Annotated in this window: 23 protein-coding genes; 10 read left to right on the top strand and 13 right to left on the bottom strand. The window is 68.7% G+C overall.

Features of this window, described 5'->3' with window-relative positions:
- The first annotated feature begins 203 nt into the window (after positions 1-203).
- From EJO71_RS15825 to lptD, 4 genes are read left to right on the top strand one after another with little or no spacing between them, the layout of a single operon-like run.
- Entirely contained in the window at positions 204-1,280 is a 1,077-nt protein-coding gene (locus EJO71_RS15825; protein ID WP_125949176.1) for a hypothetical protein, read from the top strand.
- 18 nt (positions 1,281-1,298) lie between these two features.
- Positions 1,299-2,060 (top strand): nuclease-related domain-containing protein, encoded by a 762-nt coding sequence (locus EJO71_RS15820; protein WP_125949177.1) that lies wholly within the window; start codon positions 1,299-1,301, stop codon positions 2,058-2,060.
- A 4-nt stretch (positions 2,061-2,064) separates the two neighbouring features.
- The gene (locus tag EJO71_RS15815) at positions 2,065-2,754 is read left to right on the top strand and encodes a response regulator transcription factor (protein ID WP_125949178.1); all 690 of its coding nucleotides are present in this window, start codon (positions 2,065-2,067) and stop codon (positions 2,752-2,754) included.
- Positions 2,755-2,793: 39 nt separating this feature from the next.
- Positions 2,794-5,178 carry an LPS assembly protein LptD gene (gene lptD / locus EJO71_RS15810; RefSeq protein WP_125949179.1) on the top strand — a complete coding sequence of 795 codons (2,385 nt, stop codon included), beginning with the start codon at positions 2,794-2,796 and terminating at the stop codon, positions 5,176-5,178.
- 16 nt (positions 5,179-5,194) lie between these two features.
- Here the strand turns inward: lptD and EJO71_RS15805 are convergent, their stop codons facing one another.
- From EJO71_RS15805 to nac, 12 genes are all read right to left on the bottom strand, one after another.
- Positions 5,195-6,037, bottom strand: coding sequence for an ABC transporter substrate-binding protein (locus EJO71_RS15805; protein ID WP_125949180.1), 843 nt, complete (start codon positions 6,035-6,037; stop codon positions 5,195-5,197).
- A gap of 47 nt (positions 6,038-6,084) precedes the next feature.
- Complete coding sequence (locus EJO71_RS15800; protein ID WP_125949623.1) at positions 6,085-6,819, bottom strand: amino acid ABC transporter ATP-binding protein; 735 nt, start codon at positions 6,817-6,819, stop codon at positions 6,085-6,087.
- 32 nt (positions 6,820-6,851) lie between these two features.
- Positions 6,852-7,610 carry an amino acid ABC transporter permease gene (locus EJO71_RS15795; protein ID WP_125949181.1) on the bottom strand — a complete coding sequence of 253 codons (759 nt, stop codon included), beginning with the start codon at positions 7,608-7,610 and terminating at the stop codon, positions 6,852-6,854.
- A 15-nt stretch (positions 7,611-7,625) separates the two neighbouring features.
- Positions 7,626-8,327, bottom strand: coding sequence for an amino acid ABC transporter permease (locus tag EJO71_RS15790; protein ID WP_125949182.1), 702 nt, complete (start codon positions 8,325-8,327; stop codon positions 7,626-7,628).
- A 45-nt stretch (positions 8,328-8,372) separates the two neighbouring features.
- Positions 8,373-9,125, bottom strand: a complete 753-nt coding sequence (locus EJO71_RS15785) for an SDR family oxidoreductase (protein WP_125949183.1) — start codon at positions 9,123-9,125, stop codon at positions 8,373-8,375.
- Between the two features lie 165 nt (positions 9,126-9,290).
- Positions 9,291-10,055 carry a 5-oxoprolinase subunit PxpA gene (locus tag EJO71_RS15780; protein ID WP_125949184.1) on the bottom strand — a complete coding sequence of 255 codons (765 nt, stop codon included), beginning with the start codon at positions 10,053-10,055 and terminating at the stop codon, positions 9,291-9,293.
- A gap of 22 nt (positions 10,056-10,077) precedes the next feature.
- Positions 10,078-10,458, bottom strand: coding sequence for an acetyl-CoA carboxylase biotin carboxyl carrier protein subunit (locus EJO71_RS15775; RefSeq protein WP_125949185.1), 381 nt, complete (start codon positions 10,456-10,458; stop codon positions 10,078-10,080).
- Between the two features lie 5 nt (positions 10,459-10,463).
- Complete coding sequence (locus EJO71_RS15770; protein WP_125949186.1) at positions 10,464-11,453, bottom strand: biotin-dependent carboxyltransferase family protein; 990 nt, start codon at positions 11,451-11,453, stop codon at positions 10,464-10,466.
- A complete protein-coding gene (gene pxpB, locus EJO71_RS15765; RefSeq protein ID WP_125949187.1) occupies positions 11,450-12,106 on the bottom strand; it encodes a 5-oxoprolinase subunit PxpB in 657 nt (218 codons plus the stop codon). Before pxpB ends, EJO71_RS15770 begins: the two co-directional genes overlap by 4 nt.
- Positions 12,103-13,455 (bottom strand): acetyl-CoA carboxylase biotin carboxylase subunit, encoded by a 1,353-nt coding sequence (accC, locus tag EJO71_RS15760; RefSeq protein WP_125949188.1) that lies wholly within the window; start codon positions 13,453-13,455, stop codon positions 12,103-12,105. Before accC ends, pxpB begins: the two co-directional genes overlap by 4 nt.
- A gap of 13 nt (positions 13,456-13,468) precedes the next feature.
- Positions 13,469-13,906 carry an acetyl-CoA carboxylase biotin carboxyl carrier protein subunit gene (locus EJO71_RS15755; protein WP_125949189.1) on the bottom strand — a complete coding sequence of 146 codons (438 nt, stop codon included), beginning with the start codon at positions 13,904-13,906 and terminating at the stop codon, positions 13,469-13,471.
- A gap of 128 nt (positions 13,907-14,034) precedes the next feature.
- Complete coding sequence (gene nac / locus EJO71_RS15750) at positions 14,035-14,973, bottom strand: nitrogen assimilation transcriptional regulator NAC (RefSeq protein WP_093209927.1); 939 nt, start codon at positions 14,971-14,973, stop codon at positions 14,035-14,037.
- A gap of 143 nt (positions 14,974-15,116) precedes the next feature.
- Between nac and EJO71_RS15745 the strand changes: the two genes are divergently transcribed.
- Complete coding sequence (locus EJO71_RS15745) at positions 15,117-16,355, top strand: aspartate transaminase (protein ID WP_125949190.1); 1,239 nt, start codon at positions 15,117-15,119, stop codon at positions 16,353-16,355.
- Positions 16,356-16,379: 24 nt separating this feature from the next.
- Entirely contained in the window at positions 16,380-17,051 is a 672-nt protein-coding gene (locus EJO71_RS15740; protein ID WP_125949191.1) for an RraA family protein, read from the top strand.
- 113 nt (positions 17,052-17,164) lie between these two features.
- Here EJO71_RS15740 and EJO71_RS15730 read toward each other — a convergent pair whose 3' ends face one another.
- On the bottom strand, positions 17,165-18,100 hold the full coding sequence (locus EJO71_RS15730) for a LysR family transcriptional regulator (protein WP_125949192.1): 936 nt from the start codon (positions 18,098-18,100) through the stop codon (positions 17,165-17,167).
- Between the two features lie 108 nt (positions 18,101-18,208).
- Here EJO71_RS15730 and EJO71_RS15725 point away from each other — a divergent pair, with 108 nt between their 5' ends.
- The 4 genes from EJO71_RS15725 to EJO71_RS15710 are packed head-to-tail and all read left to right on the top strand — an operon-like array spanning position 18,209 to position 22,068.
- Positions 18,209-19,147 (top strand): dihydrodipicolinate synthase family protein, encoded by a 939-nt coding sequence (locus EJO71_RS15725; RefSeq protein WP_125949193.1) that lies wholly within the window; start codon positions 18,209-18,211, stop codon positions 19,145-19,147.
- A gap of 49 nt (positions 19,148-19,196) precedes the next feature.
- A complete protein-coding gene (locus EJO71_RS15720; protein ID WP_125949194.1) occupies positions 19,197-20,168 on the top strand; it encodes a tripartite tricarboxylate transporter substrate binding protein in 972 nt (323 codons plus the stop codon).
- Positions 20,158-20,868 (top strand): SDR family oxidoreductase, encoded by a 711-nt coding sequence (locus EJO71_RS15715; protein ID WP_125949195.1) that lies wholly within the window; start codon positions 20,158-20,160, stop codon positions 20,866-20,868. Before EJO71_RS15720 ends, EJO71_RS15715 begins: the two co-directional genes overlap by 11 nt.
- 33 nt (positions 20,869-20,901) lie before the next feature.
- Positions 20,902-22,068 (top strand): mandelate racemase/muconate lactonizing enzyme family protein, encoded by a 1,167-nt coding sequence (locus EJO71_RS15710; protein ID WP_125949196.1) that lies wholly within the window; start codon positions 20,902-20,904, stop codon positions 22,066-22,068.
- The last annotated feature ends 3 nt before the right edge of the window (positions 22,069-22,071 follow it).

Here is a 22,071-nt window from a genome sequence, read left to right as displayed (position 1 = left end):
TCAGGTCTGATGCGGCCGCTCGGTATCGACCGGCTGCATGCATGGTTTCGCCCAATTCGGGAGGAATTTGGTGGTTCGGCCGTGTCGCGCATGGAGTGTTGTGCGCGCACATCACACCCGTGTGCGGGGCTGTTGCACGGTCCTTCAAATTTCTCCCAGATCGCCTGAAAAGATCCGCTCATGACGAAGCTGGAGACCCTGGTGTGACGCGCTCACGAATCCTGATGGCGGCGCTGTGCGGCGCACTGGCCATCGCATGCGCCAGCACGAGCATCGCGATGGTCCATTCGACCTCGGTGCTCGCGGCAGGCATGTTCGTGGACCACAAGGCGCGCACGCGCGCGCAGGCCGACGCGGGCACGCAATCGTGGTGGGCCGGTTTCGAGGACCCGGCAATGAACGGGCTGATGGCTGCATCGCGCGGAAGCAATGCGGAAGCGGGCATTGCCGCGACGTACATCGCGCTCAAGGTAAAGACGCTGGAACTCGTCTACCTCGAGAACACGCGCGCGGCCGTCGAGCGGCAAGCTGCTCTTCTCAAGGGCAACGCGCTGCCGCACGACGACTTCGAAAAGCAGCTCGCACAACGCCAGGCCGGCGCGCAGGCCACCATCGGCAAGCTGCAGGCCCAGCGCGCGAGCTACATCGCATACCTGGCCAGGCAGTGCCGCATGTCGGAAGCCGCGCTCGAAGAGATGCTTGCCGACGCGCTGCAGGACAAGTCGTTGCCCCGCTTCGCGGCCGAGGTGCCACGCGAACTGCCGATGACGGTGCTTGCCAACAGGAACGACATCAACCTGGCGGCCGCGCTCTACGACGCCGATCCATCCGCGATGCCCACGGGCTCCATCGACGCGGCAGTCGACGAGGCGCAGGACATCGAAGTGCCCGGCAAGCCCCTCTACGCGCATGCGGTCGCGCAGGCACGCGAGCAGGTCGCCGAGGCGCTTCGCCGCCTGCAGATGCAGAGCGACATCGCCAACACAGCGTACGCGCGCGTCGTGAATGCGCGAGAGTCCTTCGAGGCGTCGAAGCTGCGCCGCGATCGTGGCGAGATTTCCGAAATGCAGCTCATGGAGGACTTCCAGGGCCTGCTGCTCGATCTGCACGTGCTGGCCGCGGCCAACGGCGAGCTGGCGCTCGCATGGGTCGTGCTCATGGGAAGCATCGGAAGCGGCGCATCGATCGACACCGTCGCCGACCTGCGGACCGGAGAGAGCGGGCAAGCCGATCAATTGCCGTTTCTGCACAATGTCTCCCGAAAGTTGCGCAATCCTTGAGTTCCGAAGGAGCCCTACATGACCACTGCCCTGCACAAAGTCCCGGCCCGCCCCGTGCTCACGCTGGCCGGCCACGGACACAAGAAGCCGGACCCCGCCGCGCCCGCGCGCCGCGTCTGCACCTCCCCGGAAAGCGAATCCGCGAGCAGCACCGCGACCGCGCTGGCGGTCCAGCAGCTCGCTGCCGCGTTCCAGCCCGCCTTCGGACGCATGCACGTGCTGCGCGACCTCGTCATCCCGATGTACGAAGGCAGCGCCGTCCCCACCGCCCGCTTCGACGTGGCGCTGGTGTGCGAGGCCGGCGTGTACCTGTTCGAGGTGAAGGGCTGGCGCAACGCCGTGGTGTATCGCAAGACCTCGGCCCACACGGTGCCGCGCTGGTTCCTGCGCCAGCACGGGCATTCGCTGGCGCGCGAGGTGAAAGACCCGGCCTGGCAGTGCGGCCGCAAGACCACCCACCTGCGCAGCCTGGTGCCGTCCGACCTGCGGGTGCAGTACTTCGTGCTGCTGCCCTTCGAGGGCGTCGAGCTCGAAGGCGTGATGCCCAGCGTCGTCATCACGCCGCAGGACCTGCCCTACATCGCGCGCGTGGCGCGCAACAACGGGCGTACCGACCAGGGCTACCCGATGCTCGACGCCGCCGGCATCGACGGCACGCTGCGGTTGTTGACCGACCTCCAGGGCGACCTGACGGTGGACGACCACATGAGGAACTGCCGCGACAGGGGCCCCCAGGCCCCGGCCGGGTCGCTGCACCCGGGCTCGCTGAAGCTGCAGTGAAGCGATGAGCCGCATCCTGCTGGTGGAGGAAGGAGACGACGCGGCCTCGATGCTGCGGGACGAACTGCACCGCGCCGGACACGAGGTCGAGCACATCGACGACGGCGCCGTCGCGCTGCACCGCATCCTCACCTCGCCGCCCGCGCTCACGCTGCTCGACGTCGAACTGCCGCACATCAGCGGCCTGCAGATCCTGGAGAAGATCCGCGCGCGCAGCGACCACCCGATCATCATGCTGACGGCGCTCGCGCAGGAGACCGACCGGCTGCGCGGCTTCGAGCTCGGCGCGGACGACTACGTGTGCAAGCCCTTCTCGCCGAGGGAAGTGGCCGTGCGCATCCACACGGTGCTGCGCCGCTATGCGCAGCGCCACCGCATCGCGCGGCCCGCCATGCCGATCACCTTCGGCGCCGTGCGCGGCTGCGCGATCCTCGACGGGCACTACCTGCCGCTGACGCGCCGCGAATCGCTGCTGCTGCGCGCGCTCTCGCAGGAGCCTGGGCGGGTGCTGACGCGCTCGAAGCTGCTCGAAGCCGCATTCCCCGAGGCGCTGGACGTCAACGAGCGCGTGGTCGACACGCACATCAAGAACCTCAGGAAGAAGCTGGCCACCGTCTCGGCCGCGCACGACTGGATCCGCTCCGTGTACGGCGTCGGCTTCGCATGGGAATCGCAGGCCAGGCAGGACGCCTGAGCGGACGCCGGCATCCTTTTCGGACATCTCTCTTCTCACATGAAACTACGCTGGCGCGGTTTTCCGCTGCCGCCGATGGTGCTGCTTTCGCTGCTCATGCTGCGCGCGCAGACGGCCACGGCACAGGATGCATGGATCGAGGCGCCGCTCACGCTGCGCCGCACGCCCGAGCTGGTCGAGACCATCCCGCCGGCCGAACGCGGCATGCGCCCGAGCATCGTCGACGGCGACCGGCTCAGCGGGCGCCCCGACCTCGAAGTAACGGTCGAGGGCAATGCCTCGCTGCGGCGCGGCGATACGCGCATCACCGCCGACCGGCTCGAGTACCAGCCGCCCGGCGACACGGCCACCGCCACCGGCAACGTGCACCTCAACCAGGCCGGCAACGTGTACGAGGGCCCCGAGCTGCACCTGAAGGTCGAGAGCTTCGAGGGCTTCTTCGACCACGTTCGCTACACGCTGCTGGCCAATGGCGGCCATGGCGAGGCCGAGCGCATCGACTTCGTCGATCCGAAGGTGTCGGTGGCGCGGCACGCCACCTACACCACCTGCCTGCGCGACAACCGTCCGGGCTGGATGCCCGCGTGGATGCTCACCGCGGTCGCCATGACCACCGACAGCGACACCAACCTGGCGACCGCCGCCGACGCGCAGATCACCTTCCTGGGCGTGACCACGCCTTCGATACCGTCGGTGAGCTTTCCGCTGAGCAACGCGCGGCAGACCGGCCTGCTGCCGCCGGTGATCGGCTACGACACCACCAACGGCTTCGAGTACCTGCAGCCCTGGTACTGGAACATCGCGCCCAACCGCGACCTCACGCTGTACCCGGAGCTCATGACCAGCCGCGGCATCAACGTCGGCACCGAGTTCCGCTACCTGGAGAAGGGCTACAACGGCCAGATCCGCGTCGACGAGATGCCCGCCGACAGCCTGCGCGACCGCAACCGCTGGGGCCTGTGGGCCAAGCACAACCAGCAGTTCGATCCCAAGCCCTTCGGGCTCGATTCGCTGAGCACCTCGTTCAACATCAACCGCGTGAGCGACGACGACTACTGGCGCGACTTCTCGCACTCGCCCACGCTGACCTCGCGCACGCTCACCAACGAGGTCGACCTCAACTGGAGCAAGGGCGACTGGAGCGGCCAGGCACGCACCCTCTCCTACCAGACGCTGCAGTACGCAGCCTCGCCGATCACGCCCTCGTACAACCGCGTGCCGCAGATCACGGCCAACTACAACAAGTACGACTGGCACGGCTTCGACGTGTCGGGCACGCTGGACTACTCGCGCTTCGAGGTCGACTCGGCCTACTCGCCCACGCTCAACGGCATCAAGCAGCCCAACGGCGAGCGCATGGTGGGCAACCTGCAGATCAGCCGGCCGTGGATCACGCCGGGCGGCTACGTGATTCCGAAGCTGCTGCTGCACACGGCCTCCTACCAGCTCGACTCGGCGCTGGCCAGCGGCGCGACCTCCATCAGCAGCGTGGTGCCGACCTTGAGCCTGGACAGCGGCCTGGTGTTCGAGCGCGACACCAGCCTGTTCGGACGCGCATGGCGCCAGACGCTGGAACCGCGCGCCTTCTACGTGCGCACGCCCTACCGCGACCAGAGCCAGCTGCCGGTGTACGACACGGCCGCCAACGACATCAGCTTCGCCACGCTGTACACCGAGAACGCGTTCTCGGGCAACGACCGCATCTCGGACACCAACACGCTGACCACGGGCGTGACCACGCGCCTGATCGATCCTGCAACCGGCGCCGAGTCGGCCCGCTTCGGCATCGCACAACGCTTCCGCTTCAGCGACCAGAACGTCACGCTGCCGGGCGGCACCGCCGTGACCGACCGCTCGGGCGACTTCATCCTCGGCGGGCAGGTGCACTGGAGCCCGAAATGGAGCGTGGACGGCCTGGCCCAGTACAACATGGACACCGGCAAGAGCACGCGCGACGCGCTCACCCTGCGCTTCACGCCCGCGCCGTACCACACGCTCACCGCCGCCGTCCGCTACCAGGCCGACAGCAGCACGACCGCGAATGACGGCACGAAGACGGTGGACTTCAACTGGCAGTGGCCGCTGAGCGAGCTGACGCGGGGACTCCTCGGCAACAAGTCGCCCTCGGACCCGGGGCGCTGGTATGCGGTGGGGCGGCTGAGCTACAGCCTGCACGACCGCGCGATGTCGGACAGCCTGATCGGCGCCGAATACAACGCCTGCTGCTGGGTGGGCCGCATCGTGCTCGAACGCCTCGTCTCGGGCCGCACCAGCCCCGACACGCGGCTGATGTTCCAGATCCAGTTCAACGGCTTCGGCAACATCGGATCGAACCCGACGAGCACGCTGCTGCAGAACATCCAGGGCTACCAGCCGTTGAACCCGCAGACGCCGGAACCGAGCCGCTTCACGAACTACGACTAGAGCGACCCAAGCCGGATCAGGGCAGCATCTCGAACTTGAGCTCGGCCAGCGGCGTGACCTTCTCCTCGCGCGTCATCTTGTACTCGGTGTTCGGGCCCAGCCACTTGGCCCAGATGCGGTCGAGCTCGCCCGATTTCTCCAGCGCATAGAGGGCGGCGTTCACCTTGGACAGCAGCACGGGCTCGTCCTTCTTCATGCCGATGCCCACGGGCTGCAGCACCATCGGGTCCTTGATCATCTTCAGCGCCACGCCTTCGGTCTTCGACTGGTTGACCAGCTTGGTGATGGTCATGGTGTTGGCGACCATGCCGACCGACTTGTTCTGCTGCACCGCCATGAAGGCCGAGCCCGTGTCCTGGAAGGTGACCGGCTCGGAGCCGTTCATCTTGATCGACAGCTCGGAAGTGGAGCCCTTGGTCGAGCTCAGGCGCTTGCCCTTGAAGTCGGCCTTGGCGGTGCCGGGGTCCGAAGCCTTCACGGCCAGCATCTCCTTGGCCACGTAGTACGGGTCGCTGAACTGGATCTGCTCGCCGCGGCTCTTGGTGTAGGCGAGATTGGCGACGGTCACGTCGACGCGGCCGAGCTTCACTTCGGGCACGCGGGCCTCCACCGACAGCGGCGTGACCTTTGCGGTGAGGCCCAGCTCCTTGGCCAGCGCGTTGCACAGGTCGACGTCGTGGCCCACCATCTCGCGCGTCTTGGGGTCGGGTGCGGCAAAGGGAGGAACGTCGGCGAAGGTGCCGCACCTGAGTTCCTTGCGCTGGCTGATGTCGCTCCACTGGTCGGCATGCGCCAGCAGGGACGCCGCGCTGAGACAGGCGCCGATGGTGGCGAGGCGGAAGACGGTCTTGTTCGACATGGTGGACTCCTGGGAGATTGCGAAGAGGTGAACGACGGGGACTGGACTCAGTGGGCGCGCAGGTCCGACAGGAAGCGCTGCGCGCGCGGATGCTGCGGGCTGCCGAAGAAAGTGGCGGGGTCGGCCTTCTCGAGGATGCGGCCCGCGTCCATGAACCAGACGCGGTCTGCCACCTCGCGGGCGAAGTTCATCTCGTGCGTGACGCACATCATGGTCATGCCGTCGTTGGCCAGCCCGCGCATCACCGACAGCACCTCGCCCACCATCTCGGGGTCGAGCGCGCTGGTGGGTTCGTCGAACAGCATGGCCGGCGGCTCCATCGCCAGCGCGCGAGCGATCGCCACGCGTTGCTGCTGCCCGCCCGAGAGCTGCGCCGGGTATGCGCCCGCCTTGTTCGACAGCCCGACGCGTTCGAGCAGCTGACCGGCCTTGGCCTTCGCATCGGCGCGCTTCACGCCGAGCACGCGCATCGGCGAGAGCATGATGTTCTCCATCACCGAAAGATGCGGGAACAGGTTGAAGCTCTGGAACACGAAGCCGATGCGGCTGCGCAGCTTGTTCAGCGCCGCGCTGCGCATGGGCGCATGGATGTCCTGGCCGTCGAAAAGCAGCTGCCCCGACTTCACTTCCTCCAGGCGGTTCACGGTGCGGATCAGCGTGGACTTTCCGGAACCCGAGGGACCGCAGACCACCACGACCTCGCCCTTCTTCACTTCGGCGTTGATGTCGGCCAGCGCCTGGTAGTCGCCGTACCACTTGTTGATGTTGGAGAACAGGATCATGGTGTCGTCCTTGGCGGGATATGGAGCGGGCGTCATGGCTGGGTCACCACCGGAGCCGGGAGCGGCACGCCGTCCTCGGCTGCCTTGGCCGGCGCGGCGCCGAGCCGCTTGTGCGCGATGCGCCGCTCCAGCCATTGCGCCAGTTGCGTCAGGCTGAAGCAGACCACGTAGTACGTCATCGCGAGGATGAAGAACACCTGGAAGGGCTTGGTCAGCAGCTGGTTGTTGATCTGGTTGGCCGCGAAGGTGAGTTCCTGCACGTTGATCACGTAGCCCAGCGTGGTCTCCTTGACGGTGGAGATGAACTGGCTCAGCATGCTCGGCAGCATGTTGTAGAGCGCCTGCGGCAGGATCACGAACCACATGGTGCCCAGGTGGCTGTGGCCCAGCGCGCGCGCCGCCTCGGTCTGCCCCTTCGGCAGGGCCTGGATGCCGGCGCGCACCACCTCCGAGAGATAGGCGCCTTCGTAGATCACCAGCGTGCACAGCATGGTGGTGAAGCCCGACACGTCGCGCCCGATGAGCAGCGGCACCAGGAAGTAGACCCACAGGATCACCATCAGCAGCGGCACGCCGCGCACCACGTACACCAGCACGGTGGCGGGCCAGCGCAGCAGGCGCCAGGGCGACAGCCGCGCCAGCGCGAGCAGCACCGACAGCGGAAAGGCCAGCACGATGCCCAGCACCGACAGAATGAGGGTGGCGACGATGCCGCCGAGCGGCCCGTTGGGATACTGGCCGACCAGCAGCAACAGCCAGTTGTCGCGGAGGATTTCGAAGACGCTGAACATGATGATGGCTCCCGCTTATCTCGCGCCCACGATGCGGTAGCGCCGCGACAGCCATCCGCCCACGGCCATGATGAGCAGCGAGCACACGAGGTAGAGCACCGTGGCCACGCTGTAGACCTCGAAGGTGCGGAAGCTCTGGCTCTCGATTTCCTTCACCGCGTGCGTCAGCTCGGCCACGCCGATGGCCATGGCCAGGCTGCTGTTCTTGAAGAGCGACACGCTGTGGTTGACCAGCGCCGGCACCGCGTTGCGGATGGCCTGCGGCAGCATCACGTGGCGCATCGAGCCGATGTAGCCGTGGCCGAGCGCGCGCGCGGCTTCGGCCTGGCCCGCCGGAATGGCGCGCAGGCCCGAGCGCATGTCCTCGCTGAAGTAGGCCGCCTGGCACAGCCCGAGCGCGACGATGGACAGGAGCCGCTCCGCGTTGTTGACCGACAGCCAGCCCTGCAGCGCATCGGGCAGCAGGCTGAAGATGCCGAAGTACCAGAACATGAGCTGCACCAGCGTGGGCACGTTGCGGTGATACGAGACATAGCCGGCCACGACGCGCTCGGCGATGCGGTTCGGCGTGAGCCGCACCACCAGCAGCACGACGGCCATGGTCATCGCCAGAAGCCAGGAGCCGGCCGCGATCCTCAGCGTCTCCAGCATGCCGTGCAGCAGCATGTCGCCGAACTCCGGCTTCAGCAGGATCGCCAGCAGGTCGAAATCTTTCATGCGCCGGTTCCTTTGCCTTGCCTGGATCGATTGCGTTCGCGCCGCTCAGGCCTGTGGCGCTTCGGGCCGCGTGGTCGAAAGGCCGCCGGGCACCTGCAGCGTCGGCGTGATTTCCATGTGGCCCACGTTCACCGCGATGGGCGCCGAGATGGCGAAGGCGATGGCGTTGGCGATGTCTTCCGCCTGCGGCAGCTCGAAGCCTTCGACGAAGCGCTTGTAGGTCTCTTCGGAATCGCCGTGCACGTGCGCGAAGATGTCGGTGGCCACGCGTCCCGGGCAGATCTCGGTGACGCGCACGCGCTTGCCGAAGCAGTCGATGCGCAGCTGGCGCGACAGCATGCTCACCGCCGCCTTGGTCGCGTGATAGGTGCTGTTGCCGCCGAAGTTGTAGGCCGCTGCAATGGAGCTGATGTTGACCACGTGGCCGCGATCGCGCGCCGCCATGCCGGGCACCACGAGCCGGCACAGGTGCAGCACGGCGCGCAGGTTGACGTCCACCAGCAGGTCGATGCCTTCGGCGTCGGCCTTGAGGATGGAGCCGGGCCGGTCCACGCCGGCGTTGTTGACCAGCACGTCGAACTCGACCTCCTTCGCGAGGCGGGTGATGCCGGCGAGGTCGCTCACGTCGATGGCGTGCGGAATGCAACCGGTGCGCGCGGCGAGGTCGGCCAGCTTGTCGGCGCTGCGCGCGAGCGCGTGCACCTTCAGTCCTTCCTTGCTCAGGCGCTCGACGACGGCGGCGCCGATGCCCGAGGAGGCTCCGGTCACCAGTGCGGTCTTGTAGTCGGAAAACGGCATGTCGGTTTCTTTCATCAGGTGGCAGATGGCTGCCTGGAATTCACTGTAGCCAGCGCCTGTTCGCGGCGCCAAGACGGATTGGCTGTGGAGCGATAAGCCCCCCTTATGTCGCCCGGCATCTGTGCATATGGCCAAGGGTAAGCACCATGTTCGTGCCCCGGCGCATCAGGCCGATTGCCTGGAGATGGGCACCACGCGCCCCGCTTGCTCGACCACCCCACGCACGGCGCGCGCCAGTTCGACGGCGCCGGGCGTGTCGCCGTGCAGCAGGATCGAATGCACGCGCATCGGGATCTTCCTGCCGGTGCTGCTGGTGACGGTGCCTTCCTCGAGAAGCTGACGCACGCGCGCCAGCACCGTGTCGCGCTCGTGGATGACGGCGCCGGGCAGCTTGCGCGGCACCAGCAGGCCGTCGTCGTCGCAGGCGCGGTCGGCGAGGAAGGTCCTGCGCACGCGCAGGCCGCAGCGCTCGGCCGCGCCCTCGATGGCGCGGCTGGCGGAGGTGCTGACGGTGAGCCAGGGATCGAAGTCGGCCACGGCGCGCACCAGCGGCTCGGCCAGCGCGGCGTCGGCGGCGGCCATGTTGCCGAGCGCACCGTGGAAGCTCATGTGCGTCATGCGATGGCCGGCGGTGCGGGCCATGCCGTCGAGCGCGCTGAGCTGGTAGAGCACGCAGGCCACCAGCTCCTTCGTCTCCATCTGCATCTGCCGGCGGCCGAAGCCCACCAGGTCGGGAAAGCCCACGTGCGCGCCCACGTCCACGCCGCGCTGGCGCGCCATGCGAACGGTGCGGTCCATGATGAGCGGGTCGCCGGCGTGGAAGCCGCAGGCCACGTTGGCGGAGGAGACGATGTCGAGCAGCGCTTCGTCCTCGCCCATGCGCCAGGGGCCGAAGCCTTCGCCGAGGTCTGCGTTCAGGTCGATGTCCATCGTGGTGTCCTTCTCTTGTTCGTCAAAGCGGGTGCAGCTCGAGCAGCGGCGTGCCGTAGCCGACGGCTGCGCCATCGGCCACATGGACGCCATCGACGATGCCGGCCTGCGGCGCGGCCACCGGCAGCAGCAGTGGGCCAATCTTCAGCAGGCCGACGGTCTGGCCGGCTTCCACGCGCGCGCCGATACGGACCAGCGGCACGGTCGCGAGCGGGTGGCCGTGCAGGAAGACGCCGAGCGAGGGGGCCTTGACCGGCACGGGCCCGACCTCTTCCTCCTCCGGCAGCTCGACGATCTCGTCGCCCCGGCGTTCGAGGCGCAGCGTGCCCTGCGGCGTGCGCAGCTCGAGCAGGCCGATGTCGGTGCCTTTCAGCCATGCGGTGAGTCGGGAAACGTCCTGCATGCCGGTCAGTTCCTGGCGGCGGGCGCGCCGCGATGCAGTTCCACCATGCGCGCCACCTTGTCGAGCCACGCCCGCACCTCGTCGAGCGCGTCCAGCGCCTCGTCCCAGGTGGTCTCGATGAAACGCACGCGGCTGCCGATGGGCGCCTGCCCGAGGCGCCACATGTCGGCCTCGATCACGGTGCCGAACTTGGGGTAGCCGCCCGAGGGCTGGGCGTCGCGCATCTGGATGATGGGCTGCCCGCTGTGCGGCACCTGGATCACGCCGGGCACGATGCCGTGGGAGCGCAACTCCATCGGCGCGATGGGCCGCAGCGCCTCGCCGTCGAGCCGGTAGCCGTAGCGGTCGCTCTGCGGCGTGATCTTCCATTCGCCGGCCCAGAAAGCCTCGCGCGAGGCCGGCTCGAAGGCCATGTACTCGGCGGCGGGCAGAACGCGCACGGCCGCGATGCCATCGCGCTCCAGCGGCAGCGCGAGCACGGGCGGCACGAGGCCGAAGCCGGTGCGGCATGCGCTGCCCGCGCCGGCGGCGCGAAGCAGGTCGCCCCGGCGCAGCGCGCGCCCCTCGTGGCCGCCGAAGGCGCCGCGCAGCTGGGTGCTGCGCGAGCCCAGCACCTCGGGCACGTCGATGCCGCCGGCCACGCACAGCACGGCGCGACTGCCGCGCTGCGCGCCGCCCTGCGGCAGGCCCAGCGTGAGCACTTGGCCGGCGCGCGCCTGGTGCACCCACCACGGCAGCAGGGGCTGGTCGTCGAGCCGGGCGGCGCAGTCGGCACCGGTGAGCGCGAAGGCGCAGTCCTCGTCGAAAAGGAGCTTGAACGGGAACACCGGAATCTCGACGGCAGCCGCGCCGAGCGCATTGCCCAGCAGCAGGTTGCCTGCGGCCAGCGCGAGGTTGTCCATGGCGCCCGAAGTGCCCACGCCCCAGCGCAGGCTGCCGGTGCGGCCCAGGTCCTGCACGGTGGCGAGCGCGGCGGACGAAAGGATCTCGATCATCGGACGATGCCCTCCACGCGGAAGCGGATCATGTCGCCCGGCTGCAGCATCGCGGGCGGGTCTTGCGCCGGGTCGAAGAACACCATCGAGGTGCTGCCGATGGTGTTCCAGCCGCTGGGGCCGGCCGATGCCGACACGCCCGTCTGCGCGCCGCCGATCGACACCGCGCCGCCCGGGATGCTCAGCACCGGCACCTTGCGCCGGGGCGTGGCGATGCGCGGGTCCATGCCGCCGAGATAGCAGTAGCCCGGGTGGCTGCCGAGCGCGTACACCGGGTAGAGCGGCGCGCTGTGCAGCTCGACGATGGCGTCGATGCCCAGGCCCGTGTGCGCCATCACGTCCGCCATGTGCGGGCCGCCTTCGCCGCCGTAGACCACCGGCAGCTCGACCACGCGGCCTTCGCGCGGCATGGCGGTGGCGGCGCTCCAGGCTTCGCACAGGCGCGCGCGCAACGCGTCGAGCTGGCGCGGCGCGCGCGTGAAGGTGAGCATCAGGTTGTTCATGCCCGGCACGGCCTCGCGCACCTCGGGCCAGGTCTCGGCCTCGTGCGCCAGCGCCCAGATGCGCTGCTGCGACGGCAGGTTCATGTCGCCGGGCGCCTCGAACAGCAGCGCGGTGGTGCCCAGGGGACTGATGGATGGTGCTGCGGTCACGCCGCGCTCCTTTGCTGTAGCCAGCGTTCGAGATGATGGATGTCGACACCGCCGGCGGCAAAGCCCTCGTCGCGCAGCAGCGCGCGGTGCAGCGGCACGTTGGTGGCGATGCCTTCCACGCGCGTCTCGGCCAGCGCGAGGCGCATGCGGTCGAGTGCGTCGGCGCGGCTGTCGCCGTGCACGACGAGCTTGGCGATCATCGAGTCGTAGTACGGCGGCACGCGGTAGCCGGCGCCCGCGTGCGAATCGACGCGCACGCCGAAGCCGCCGGGCACCTGCCAGCCGGTGATGCGGCCCGGCGCTGGCGCGAAGGTGTCGGGGTTCTCGGCGTTGATGCGGCACTCGATGGCATGGCCCTGGCAGCGCACGTCGGCCTGCACGATCGACAAACGCTCGCCGCGCACCATGCGCAGCTGCTGCTGCACGATGTCGATGCCGGCGGTCATCTCGGTCACCGGGTGCTCGACCTGCAGGCGCGTGTTCATCTCGATGAAATAGAAAGCGCCCTTCTCGTACAAGAACTCGAACGTGCCGACGCCGCAGTAGCCGATCTGCCGGCAGGCGGCCGCGCAGCGCTCGCCCACCTCGGCCATCAGCGCGTCGTCGATGCCCGGCGCGGGCGCTTCCTCGATCACCTTCTGGTGGCGGCGCTGCAGCGAGCAGTCGCGGCTGCCAAGCCATACGGCGTTGCCGTGGCTGTCGGCCAGCACCTGGATCTCGACATGGCGCGGATGCAGCAAAAACTTCTCGATGTAGACCTCGGGGTTGCCGAAGGCCTGTCGCGCCTCCTCGCGCGTGAGGGCCATGGCGTCGAGCAGCGCGGCCTCTTCGTGCACCACGCGCATGCCGCGACCGCCGCCGCCGCCTGCGGCCTTCACGATCACCGGATAGCCGATGTCGCGCGCCAGGGCCAGCACGGCGGCCGCGTCGTCCGGTAGCGCCTCGTCGGGGCCGGGCACGCAAGGCACGCCGGCCTTGCGCATCGCGCGCTTGGCCGAGACCTTGTCGCCCATGGTGCGGATGCAGGCTGCGCTGGGTCCGACGAACACGAGGCCGGCCTGCTCGACGCGCTCGGCGAAACCCGCGTTCTCCGAGAGAAAGCCGTAGCCGGGATGAATGGCTTGCGCCCCGCTCACCTCGGCGGCGAACAGGATGGCGGACTGGTTGAGATAGCTCAGGCCCGGTGCCGCCGGCCCGATGCACAGCGCCTGGTCGGCCTGCGCGACGTACATCGCCTCGCGGTCGGCCTCCGAGTACACGGCCACCGTGCGCAGGCCCAGGCCCCGGCAGGCGCGCTGGATGCGCAAGGCGATTTCGCCGCGGTTGGCAATGAGCACGGTGTCGAACATCGCGCCTGCCCTCTCATGCGAAGCGGAACAGGGGCTGCCCTGCTTCCACTTCCTGGCCCGATCGCACGAGCACCTGCTGCACAGCGCCTCCGCGGTCGGCGCGGACTTCGTTGAACATCTTCATCGCCTCGATCACGCACAGCAGCTGGCCGGCCTCGATAGCCTGCCCCGGTTGCACGAAGGGCGGTTCGCCGGGCGCGGGCTGCAGGTGCACCACGCCGAACAGCGGTGCAAGGCAGTCGGCGCTGGCGGGTGCCGGCGCCGCTGCTTCTTCTTCAACGGTTCCTCTCGCGGCCCTGCGCGCGGCGGCCGGCTTTCGCGCAGCGGGCGCGGCGCCCAGCGCGGACAGCCTCACCAGCCGCAGCGTGCTGCCGTTCTCGCTGTACTCCAGTTCCGCCAGGTCCGATGCGGCCAAAGCGTCGATGAGCGTCTTGATCTGTTCCTGCTTCATGCCGATGGCTGTGAGGGCCGACGCGCTCCGCGAACGCGTGACGGCATGCATGAAAGGTAACGGGCCGCGGGCCCGAAGCCAAAGACGGTTTGGCTGTGCCGGGATAAGAGCGGCTTATGACGCCGGCTTCAGGGCAGCGCGGCGATCTCTGGCTCGGGCGTCGACGCGACGGTGCCGGCCAGGTCGGCCACCAGTTCGAGCAGGATGTCCTTCACCGCCTGCGCGGGCTCCGACAGCGGCAGGTGGTCTGACTGGCACAGCGCCAGCGGCGCCTCGATGACCGGGTCGACGATGGGGAACTGCCATGCCCCGCAGCTCGCGACCACCTCGCGCGCCATCGACGCCGGCAGGATGGTCGCGCCCAGCCCGTCGGCAATGGCCGCCGTGAGAGTGAAGGCCGATTCGATCTCCGCCACCACGCGCGGCACCATACCCGCGCGCACGAAGGCCGCGTCCACCAGCTTGCGCACCACGTTGTAGGGGCGCGGCAAGAAGAGCTCGATGTCGCGCAGGTCGGCCAGCTTCACCGGCTGCGAGGGCGCGGGCATCGACGCCGGACCGACCAGAAAGAGCGGCTCCTTGAGCAGCGGCAGGAAAGTCAGCCCGTGGATGGCCTTGTCGCCGTACAGCACGGCCAGGTCCATGCGGCCGTTCATGATGAGCTCGCTCAGCGTGGTGCCGTAGTTCTCGTTCAGGTAGAGCAGGATGCCCGGGTGGCGCGCCCGCACGGTGCGCAGCAGCGGCAGCGACAGCGCCGACGCGGCCGTGCCGGGCGCGAGCCCCACCGACACCTGGCCCGAGAGCCCTTCGCCGGCCGCCTCCATGTCGACGCGGGCCTGCTCGCACTGGCGCAGGATGATCTGCGCATGGCGGTAGAGCACCTTGCCGGCCTCGGTGGGCGTCACGCCGCGCTTGGTGCGCACCAGCAGTTGCTGGCGCACCTCGCCTTCGAGCGTGGCCAGTTGCTGGCTCAGCGCGGGCTGGGCGATGAAAAGAACCTCGGCCGCCTGCGTAAGGCTTCCGATGTCCACGATCTTCACGAAATATTTGAGGCGTCGCAGGTTCACGCCTTGTCCCCAAGCAAAAGCCAAGCCTAGCACCGGGCCTGCGCGGCGGATATGGGTGCTCACCATGAGTCATAAGCTGCGCCTATACGACCAGTGCAATCTCGTCTTGGCCTCGCCGCTTCGATGTGCGTACCGTTCGGTCCATGCAAGCCACTACCTCCAGCGCTGACTCCAACGTTGCCTCCCGCATTGCCGCCCGCGTGCGGCGCATCAAGCCCTCGCCCAGCACCTCGGCCGCCGACCGCGCCAACGAACTGCGCAGGCAGGGCAAGTCGATCGTGAACCTCGTGGTGGGCGAGCCCGACTTCGACACGCCCGCCCACATCCGCCAGGCCGCGGCCGCCGCCATCGAGCGCGGCGCCACCCGCTACACACTGATGGCGGGCACCGTGGAACTGCGAGAGGCCATCGTCGCCAAGCTGGAGCGCGAGAACGGCCTGCGCTACGCGATGAACGAGATCATCGCCACCAGCGGCGCGAAGAGCGCGATCTACAACGCCTTCGCGATCACGCTGGAGCCGGGCGACGAGGTGATCATTCCCGCGCCGTACTGGGTGTCGTACCCCGACATGGTGCTGGCCTGCGAGGGCACGCCCGTCACCGTGCCCTGCCCCGAGGCGAACGGCTTCAAGCTGACGCCCGCGCAGCTCGAGGCCGCCATCACGCCGCGCACGCGCTGGTTGCTGATCAACTCGCCGAGCAATCCGACCGGCGCGAGCTACACGGCCGCCGAATACCGCGCGCTGGCCGAAGTGCTTGAACGCCATCCGCAGGTGATGGTGATGACCGACGAGATCTACGAGCACATCCGCTTCGACGACGAGCCGCTGCCGCACATCCTCGCCGTGGCGCCTTCGCTGCGCGATCGCACGCTGATCGTGAACGGCGTCTCCAAGACCTACGCGATGACGGGCTGGCGCATCGGCTACGCGGCCGGGCCGGTGGATCTCATCAAGGCGCTGGACACGCTGCTGTCGCAGTCCACCGGCAACTGCTGCTCGGTGAGCCAGGCGGCCGCTGCGGCAGCGCTGAATGGCGACCAGAGCTTCGTGACCGAGAGCGTGGCCGTGTACAGGCAGCGGCGCGACTGCACGCTGGCACTCGTCAACGCCATTCCCGGCCTGAGCTGTGCCACGCCGCCCGGCGCCTTCTACCTGTACATCAACTGCGGCGGCCTCATCAGCAAGACCACGCCGCAGGGCAAGCGCCTGGAAGAAGACGGCGACGTGGTGATGTACCTGCTCGAAAGCGAAGGCGTGGCCGTGGTCGCGGGCACGGCTTACGGCCTGTCGCCCTACTTCCGTCTTTCCATCGCCACTTCGATCGAGACGCTGGAAGAAGGCGGCAAGCGCATCGCGCGCGCCGTGGCCGCGCTGCGCTGAAGATTCAACGAAGAGGACAAGCCCATGCCCTACAAAGCCATCCGCAAGAACCCCTCGGCCCCGCAAGTAGCGCCGGCCATCCTCGCCGCGCTGCAGGACATCCCGGTCGCTGCGCTAAGCGACAACCTGCACCGCAATATCGGCAGCGTGGGCCTGCAGCCCTATCACCGCCCCGGCCACAAGACCATGGCGGGTACGGCCGTCACCGTGAAGACGCGCGGTGGCGACAACCTCACTCCCATGCGCGCCTTCGAGTTCTGCCGGCCCGGCGACGTGCTGGTGATCGATGCGGGCGGCGACGTCACCAACGCGGTCATCGGCGGCATCCTGTCGTTCTATACCGCGACCATCGGCACCGCGGGCCTGGTGCTCGACGGCGCGATCCGCGACGTGGCCGAGATCCGCGAGCGCGACTACCCGGTGTATGCGCGCGGCGTGAACCACCGCGGCCCGTACAAGGACGGCCCCGGCGAGATCAACGTGCCGGTGTCGGTGGGCGGCATGATCGTGAACCCGGGCGACATCGTGGTGGGCGACCAGGACGGTCTGCTGGCCTTCTCGCCCGACGAGGCCGAACTGCTGATCGAGAAGGCGCGCGCGCATCTGGAGACGGAAGCGCGCACCATCCAGGCGATGAAGGAAGGCCGGTGGGACCGCAGCTTCCTCGACGCGCTCGAAGCGCGCTGCATGAACTAGAACTCCCCTAGGCTTCGCGCACTTCGTGTCGCTGCGCCTACCCCCTCGCCGGGGGCGACACCTGCGGCCCGGCAAAGCCGGTTCCGCGGTGTCCCGCGAACAAGCGGTGCCAATCAGGCGGCTGAGGTGCTTTCGCTGACCAGCGCCCACAGCGCCTCGGCCACCGGCGCCATCTGCGCCTGCTGGCGGTACAGCCGGATGTCCACCGGCACGCGCCAGCCGCCCGCGCCGGCGTCCGTCAGCGCACCACTGCGCAGGTCGTCGGCCACCAGGCTCATCGGCAGCCACGCGAGGCCGCGGCCTTCTAGCGCCATGGTGCGCAGCAGCGCGGCATGGTGGGCCGTGAAGACGATCGACAGTGACGCGGCGAAGTCCTTGCCGAACTCGCTGTCCTGCATGGCCCGCATGATCCTGCCCAGCCCCGAGGCCTCGCTGTAGGCCAGCACGGCGGGCGACTGGCCGACGCCCAGCGCATGCAGCGGCGCGCCGCTCGCATCGGGCGCGCTCACAGGCACCAGCACGTCTTCGCTCAAACGCTGGACCGGGTAGCCGGTGTCGTCGAGCCGGCCCGGCGCGCCCGCGTGCCCATGGCACAGCACGAACTGCACGCGGCGCTGCAGCATCAGGTCTTCGCAGGCGTAGGAGCTGTCGGAAACGGTCTGGATCGGGCCCGTGCTCAGCCGCGATTCCACGCTGCCCAGCCAGCGCGGAAAGAAGGTCAGCGACAGCACATGCGTGGCGGCGAAGCTCAGGCTGGCGGCGTCGAGGTCGTGCGCGGCGCGGGCCTTGATGCGAGCGGCCTCGAGCCCGGCGAGCACTTCCTGCAGCAGCGGCTGAAAGCGCTTGCCCGCCGCCGTGAGCGCGGTGGGGTGCCCGCTGCGGTCGAACAGGTCGACACCCACCCACTCTTCCAGCGACCGGATGTGGCGGCTGAAGGCCGGCTGCGCGATGGAGCGCGCCTGCGCGGCACGCGAGAAATTGCCGGTCTCGGCGAGGGCCAGGAAATCTTCCAGCCATTCGAGGTCGAGCGGTCGATTGCCGGGGCCCATGCGCAGCGCGATTGAATAGTTGTATGCGATTCGAGTATTGGACGGCCCGCGCCCCGCCGGCAAAAGATGCACCCATTCCTGCAACTTGAACCATCACGGAGACACAGCATGCCTTCCATCGCGAATTATCGCGGGATCATCCCCGCCATTTCCTGCCCCTTCACGAACGACCACCGCATCGACGAGCCGGCGCTGCGCAAGCTGGCCTCGTGGCTGGTCGGTCATGACGGCGTGGTGGCGATCATGACCAACGGCCACACCGGCGAGGTGTTCTCGCTGACGCCTTCGGAGCGCGCCGAGGTGACGCGCATCGTCGCCGACGAGCTGCGCGGCCGCATGCCGGTAATTTCGTCGATCGTCTGCGAAGGACTGGCCGAGGCTGCCGAGCACGCCCGCGCCGCGCAGGCAGCAGGCGCGGTGGCGCTGGACGTGATGCCGCCGCACCACTGGCTGCGCTTCGGCTTCACGCCCGGCCACGCGCTGCAGTACTTCGAGGCCATCCACCGCGCCGCGCCGGAGCTGGACCTGGTCTGCCACGTGTATCCGGCATGGACGCGCGCCTCGTACTCGTCGCAACTGCTGGCCGAGCTGGCGCGCCTGCCCTACCTGCAGGCCTTCAAGGTGGGCCAGCGCGACATGAACAAGTACGCCCGCGACATCCAGGCGATCCGCGAGGCCGATGCCTCGAAGGCCATCCTCACCTGCCACGACGAATACCTGCTGGCCTCCATGGTCCAGGGCGTGGACGGCGCGCTGGTCGGCTTCGCGACCTTCATCCCGCAACTGATCATCGACCTGTGGAACGCGGTGAAGGCCGGCGACCTGAAGAAGGCGATGGCGGTGCAGGCGCTCATCACGCCGCTGAAAGATGCCGTGTACGGCGGCGGCGAACCCACCGGCGAGGCGCATGCGCGCATGAAGGGCGGCATGTACCTGGCCGGCGTGCTCGAGAACGCCACGGTGCGCCCGCCCACCGAGGCGCCGAGCGCGCGCGAGATGGACGCGCTGCGCGCGGCCGTCGAGCAAGCCGGGCTGTCGAAGCGCTGAGCCCACGGGCCATGGCGCCCGATCGAGAAAACACAAGGAGACAAGAGACATGCAACGCAAGCACTTCCTGCGCGCCACGCTGGCCGCCCTCGCGCTGGCCGCCGTATCGACCGCCGGCTTCGCCCAGAACTGGCCCAGCCGCCCGGTGCGCATGGTGATCCCGTTTCCGCCGGGCGGCACGCTCGACACCATCGGCCGCCTGCTGGCGCAGAAGCTCGGCGAGCAGACGGGCCAGACCTTCATCGTGGAGAACCGCGCGGGCGGCAACGGCGTGATCGGCGCGGACGTGGTGTCGAAGGCGCCGGCCGACGGCTACACGCTGCTGTTCAACGCCTCGACCTTCACCACCGCGCCGATGACCATGAAGTCGGTGCCGTACGAGGTGGTGCGCGACTTCACCCCGGTGGCGTTGGTGGCGAAGGCGCCGCTGTCGGTGGCCGTCAACAAGAACCTGCCGGTGAGCGACGTGAAGTCGCTCATCGCGTACGCCAAGGCGCACCCGGGCAAGATGACCTTCGCGGTGGGTTCCATCGGATCGGCCGGACATCTGTCGACCGAGCTGCTCAAGCGCGCGGGCGGCGGGCTCGACTACCTGATCGTGCCGTACAAGGGCACGGCGCCCGCGTTCCAGGACCTGATCGGCGGGCAGATCGACGGCTTCATCGACCCCATCCTAGGCTCGCTGCAGTATCACAAGAGCGGCATGCTGAAGGTGATCGCCGTGACCTCGGCCACGCGCGCCACCAGCCTGCCGAACGTGCCCACGGTGGGTGAAAGCATTCCGGGCTACGAGTTCTACAGCTGGTACGGCCTCTGGGGCCCGGCGAAACTGCCGCCGGCCATCACGCAGCGGCTGAACGCCGAGGTCAACAAGGCGCTGGGCACCGACATGCGCGAGACGCTGAATGCACAGGGCCTGCTGCTGACGCCGGGCAGCGTCGATGACTTCGCGAAGTTCCAGGCCGAAGACATGGCGCGCTCGAAGAAGATCATCGTGGAGGGCAACATCCATGTCGAATGAGGCCACCACGGCGCCGCATGCGGTGGTGACGGGCAGCAGCGGCGGCATCGGCCGCGCCATCGCCTCGCATCTGCTGGAAGCGGGCTGGCGCGTGAGCGGCGTCGACCTTGCACCGCCGACGCTTTCCTCCCACGCTGGTTTCACGCACGCAGCCGTGGACCTGTGCGACACCGGTGCCATCGCGCGCGCAGCCGCTGCACTCCAGGACGCCGATGCACTGGTGCACGCAGCCGGCGTGCTGCGCGTCGGTGAACTGGGCTCGCTCGACCACGCAGGCGGCGAGCTCATGTGGCGCCTGCACGTCGACGCGGCCACGCGCCTGGCCGACGCGCTCGTGCCCGCGATGGCCGCGCGCGGCAGGGGCCGTGTGGTGTTCGTCGGCAGTCGCGTCGCGCAGGGCCTGCCCGGTCGCGGCCAGTACGCCGCGACCAAGGCCGCGCTGATCGCGCTCGCGCGAAGCTGGGCGGCAGAGGTCGCGGCGCAGGGCGTGACCGTCAACGTGGTGTCGCCCGGCGCGACGCAGACCTCGATGCTGCAGGACCCGGCCCGCGCGGGCAGCGCGCCGCGCATGCCGCCGATCGGCCGGCTGATCCAGCCCGGGGAGATCGCCGCGCTCGTGGGCTTTCTTCTCTCGCCGCAGGCAGCGGCCATCACGGGGCAGGACGTCGCCATCTGCGGCGGCTCGTCGCTGCACCGCTGAATTTTTCACTCCCTCTCACCCCGGAACCCGACCATGAAAATCGTCAACATCCTCGAATCCACCCGCCCCATCAAGTCGGACATCCGCAACGCCTACATCGACTTCTCGAAGATGACCCTGAGCCTCGTGGCCGTGGTCACCGACGTGATCCGCGACGGCAAGCCCGTCGTCGGCTACGGCTTCAACTCCAATGGCCGCTACGGCCAGGGCGGCCTGATCCGCGAGCGCTTCCTGCCTCGCCTGCTGGAGGCCGAGCCCGCGTCGCTGCTCGACGAGACCGGCGACAACCTCGATCCGCACAGGATCTGGGCCCGCATGATGATCAACGAGAAGCCCGGCGGCCACGGCGAGCGCTCGGTGGCCGTGGGCACCATCGACATGGCCGTGTGGGACGCCACCGCCAAGATCGCAGGCAAGCCGCTCTACCAGCTGCTGGCCGAGCGCTACGGCACCGGCAAGCCCGACCCGCGCGTGTTCGTCTACGCGGCCGGCGGCTACTACTACCCCGGCAAGGGCCTCGAAGGCCTGCAGCGCGAGATGACCAGCTACCTGGAGCGCGGCTACTCGGTGGTGAAGATGAAGATCGGCGGCGCCTCGCTCGCCGAAGACTGCGAGCGCATCGAGTCGGTGCTGAAGATCCTCGGCCCCGGCCAGCAGCTCGCGGTGGACGCCAACGGCCGCTTCGACCTGCAGACGGCCGTCGACTACGGCCGCGCGCTATCGCAATACCCGCTCTTCTGGTACGAGGAAGCCGGCGACCCGCTCGACTACGAGCTGCAGGCCAAGCTCGGCGAGGTGTACGCCGGCCCGATGGCCACGGGCGAGAACCTCTTCTCGATGCAGGACGCGCGCAACCTCATCCGCCACGGCGGCATGCGCCCCGACCGCGACTGGCTGCAGTTCGACTGCGCGCTGAGCTACGGCCTCGTGGAGTACCTGCGCACGCTCGACATGCTGAAGGAGAACGGCTGGTCGCCCTCGCGCTGCATTCCGCACGGCGGCCACCAGATGTCGCTGGCCATCGCGGCCGGCCTCGGTCTCGGCGGCAACGAGAGCTACCCCGACCTGTTCCAGCCCTACGGCGGCTTCCCCGACGGCGTGAAGGTCGACAACGGCTACGTCACCCTGCCGCCGCTGCCCGGCATCGGCTTCGAAGGCAAAGCCGATCTCATCGCCGAGATGCGAGCCCTCGCCGCCTGAACA

This window comes from Variovorax sp. 679 (assembly GCF_003952185.1).
Classification (GTDB): domain Bacteria; phylum Pseudomonadota; class Gammaproteobacteria; order Burkholderiales; family Burkholderiaceae_C; genus Variovorax.
This window is presented reverse-complemented; position numbering and strand designations above follow the sequence as displayed.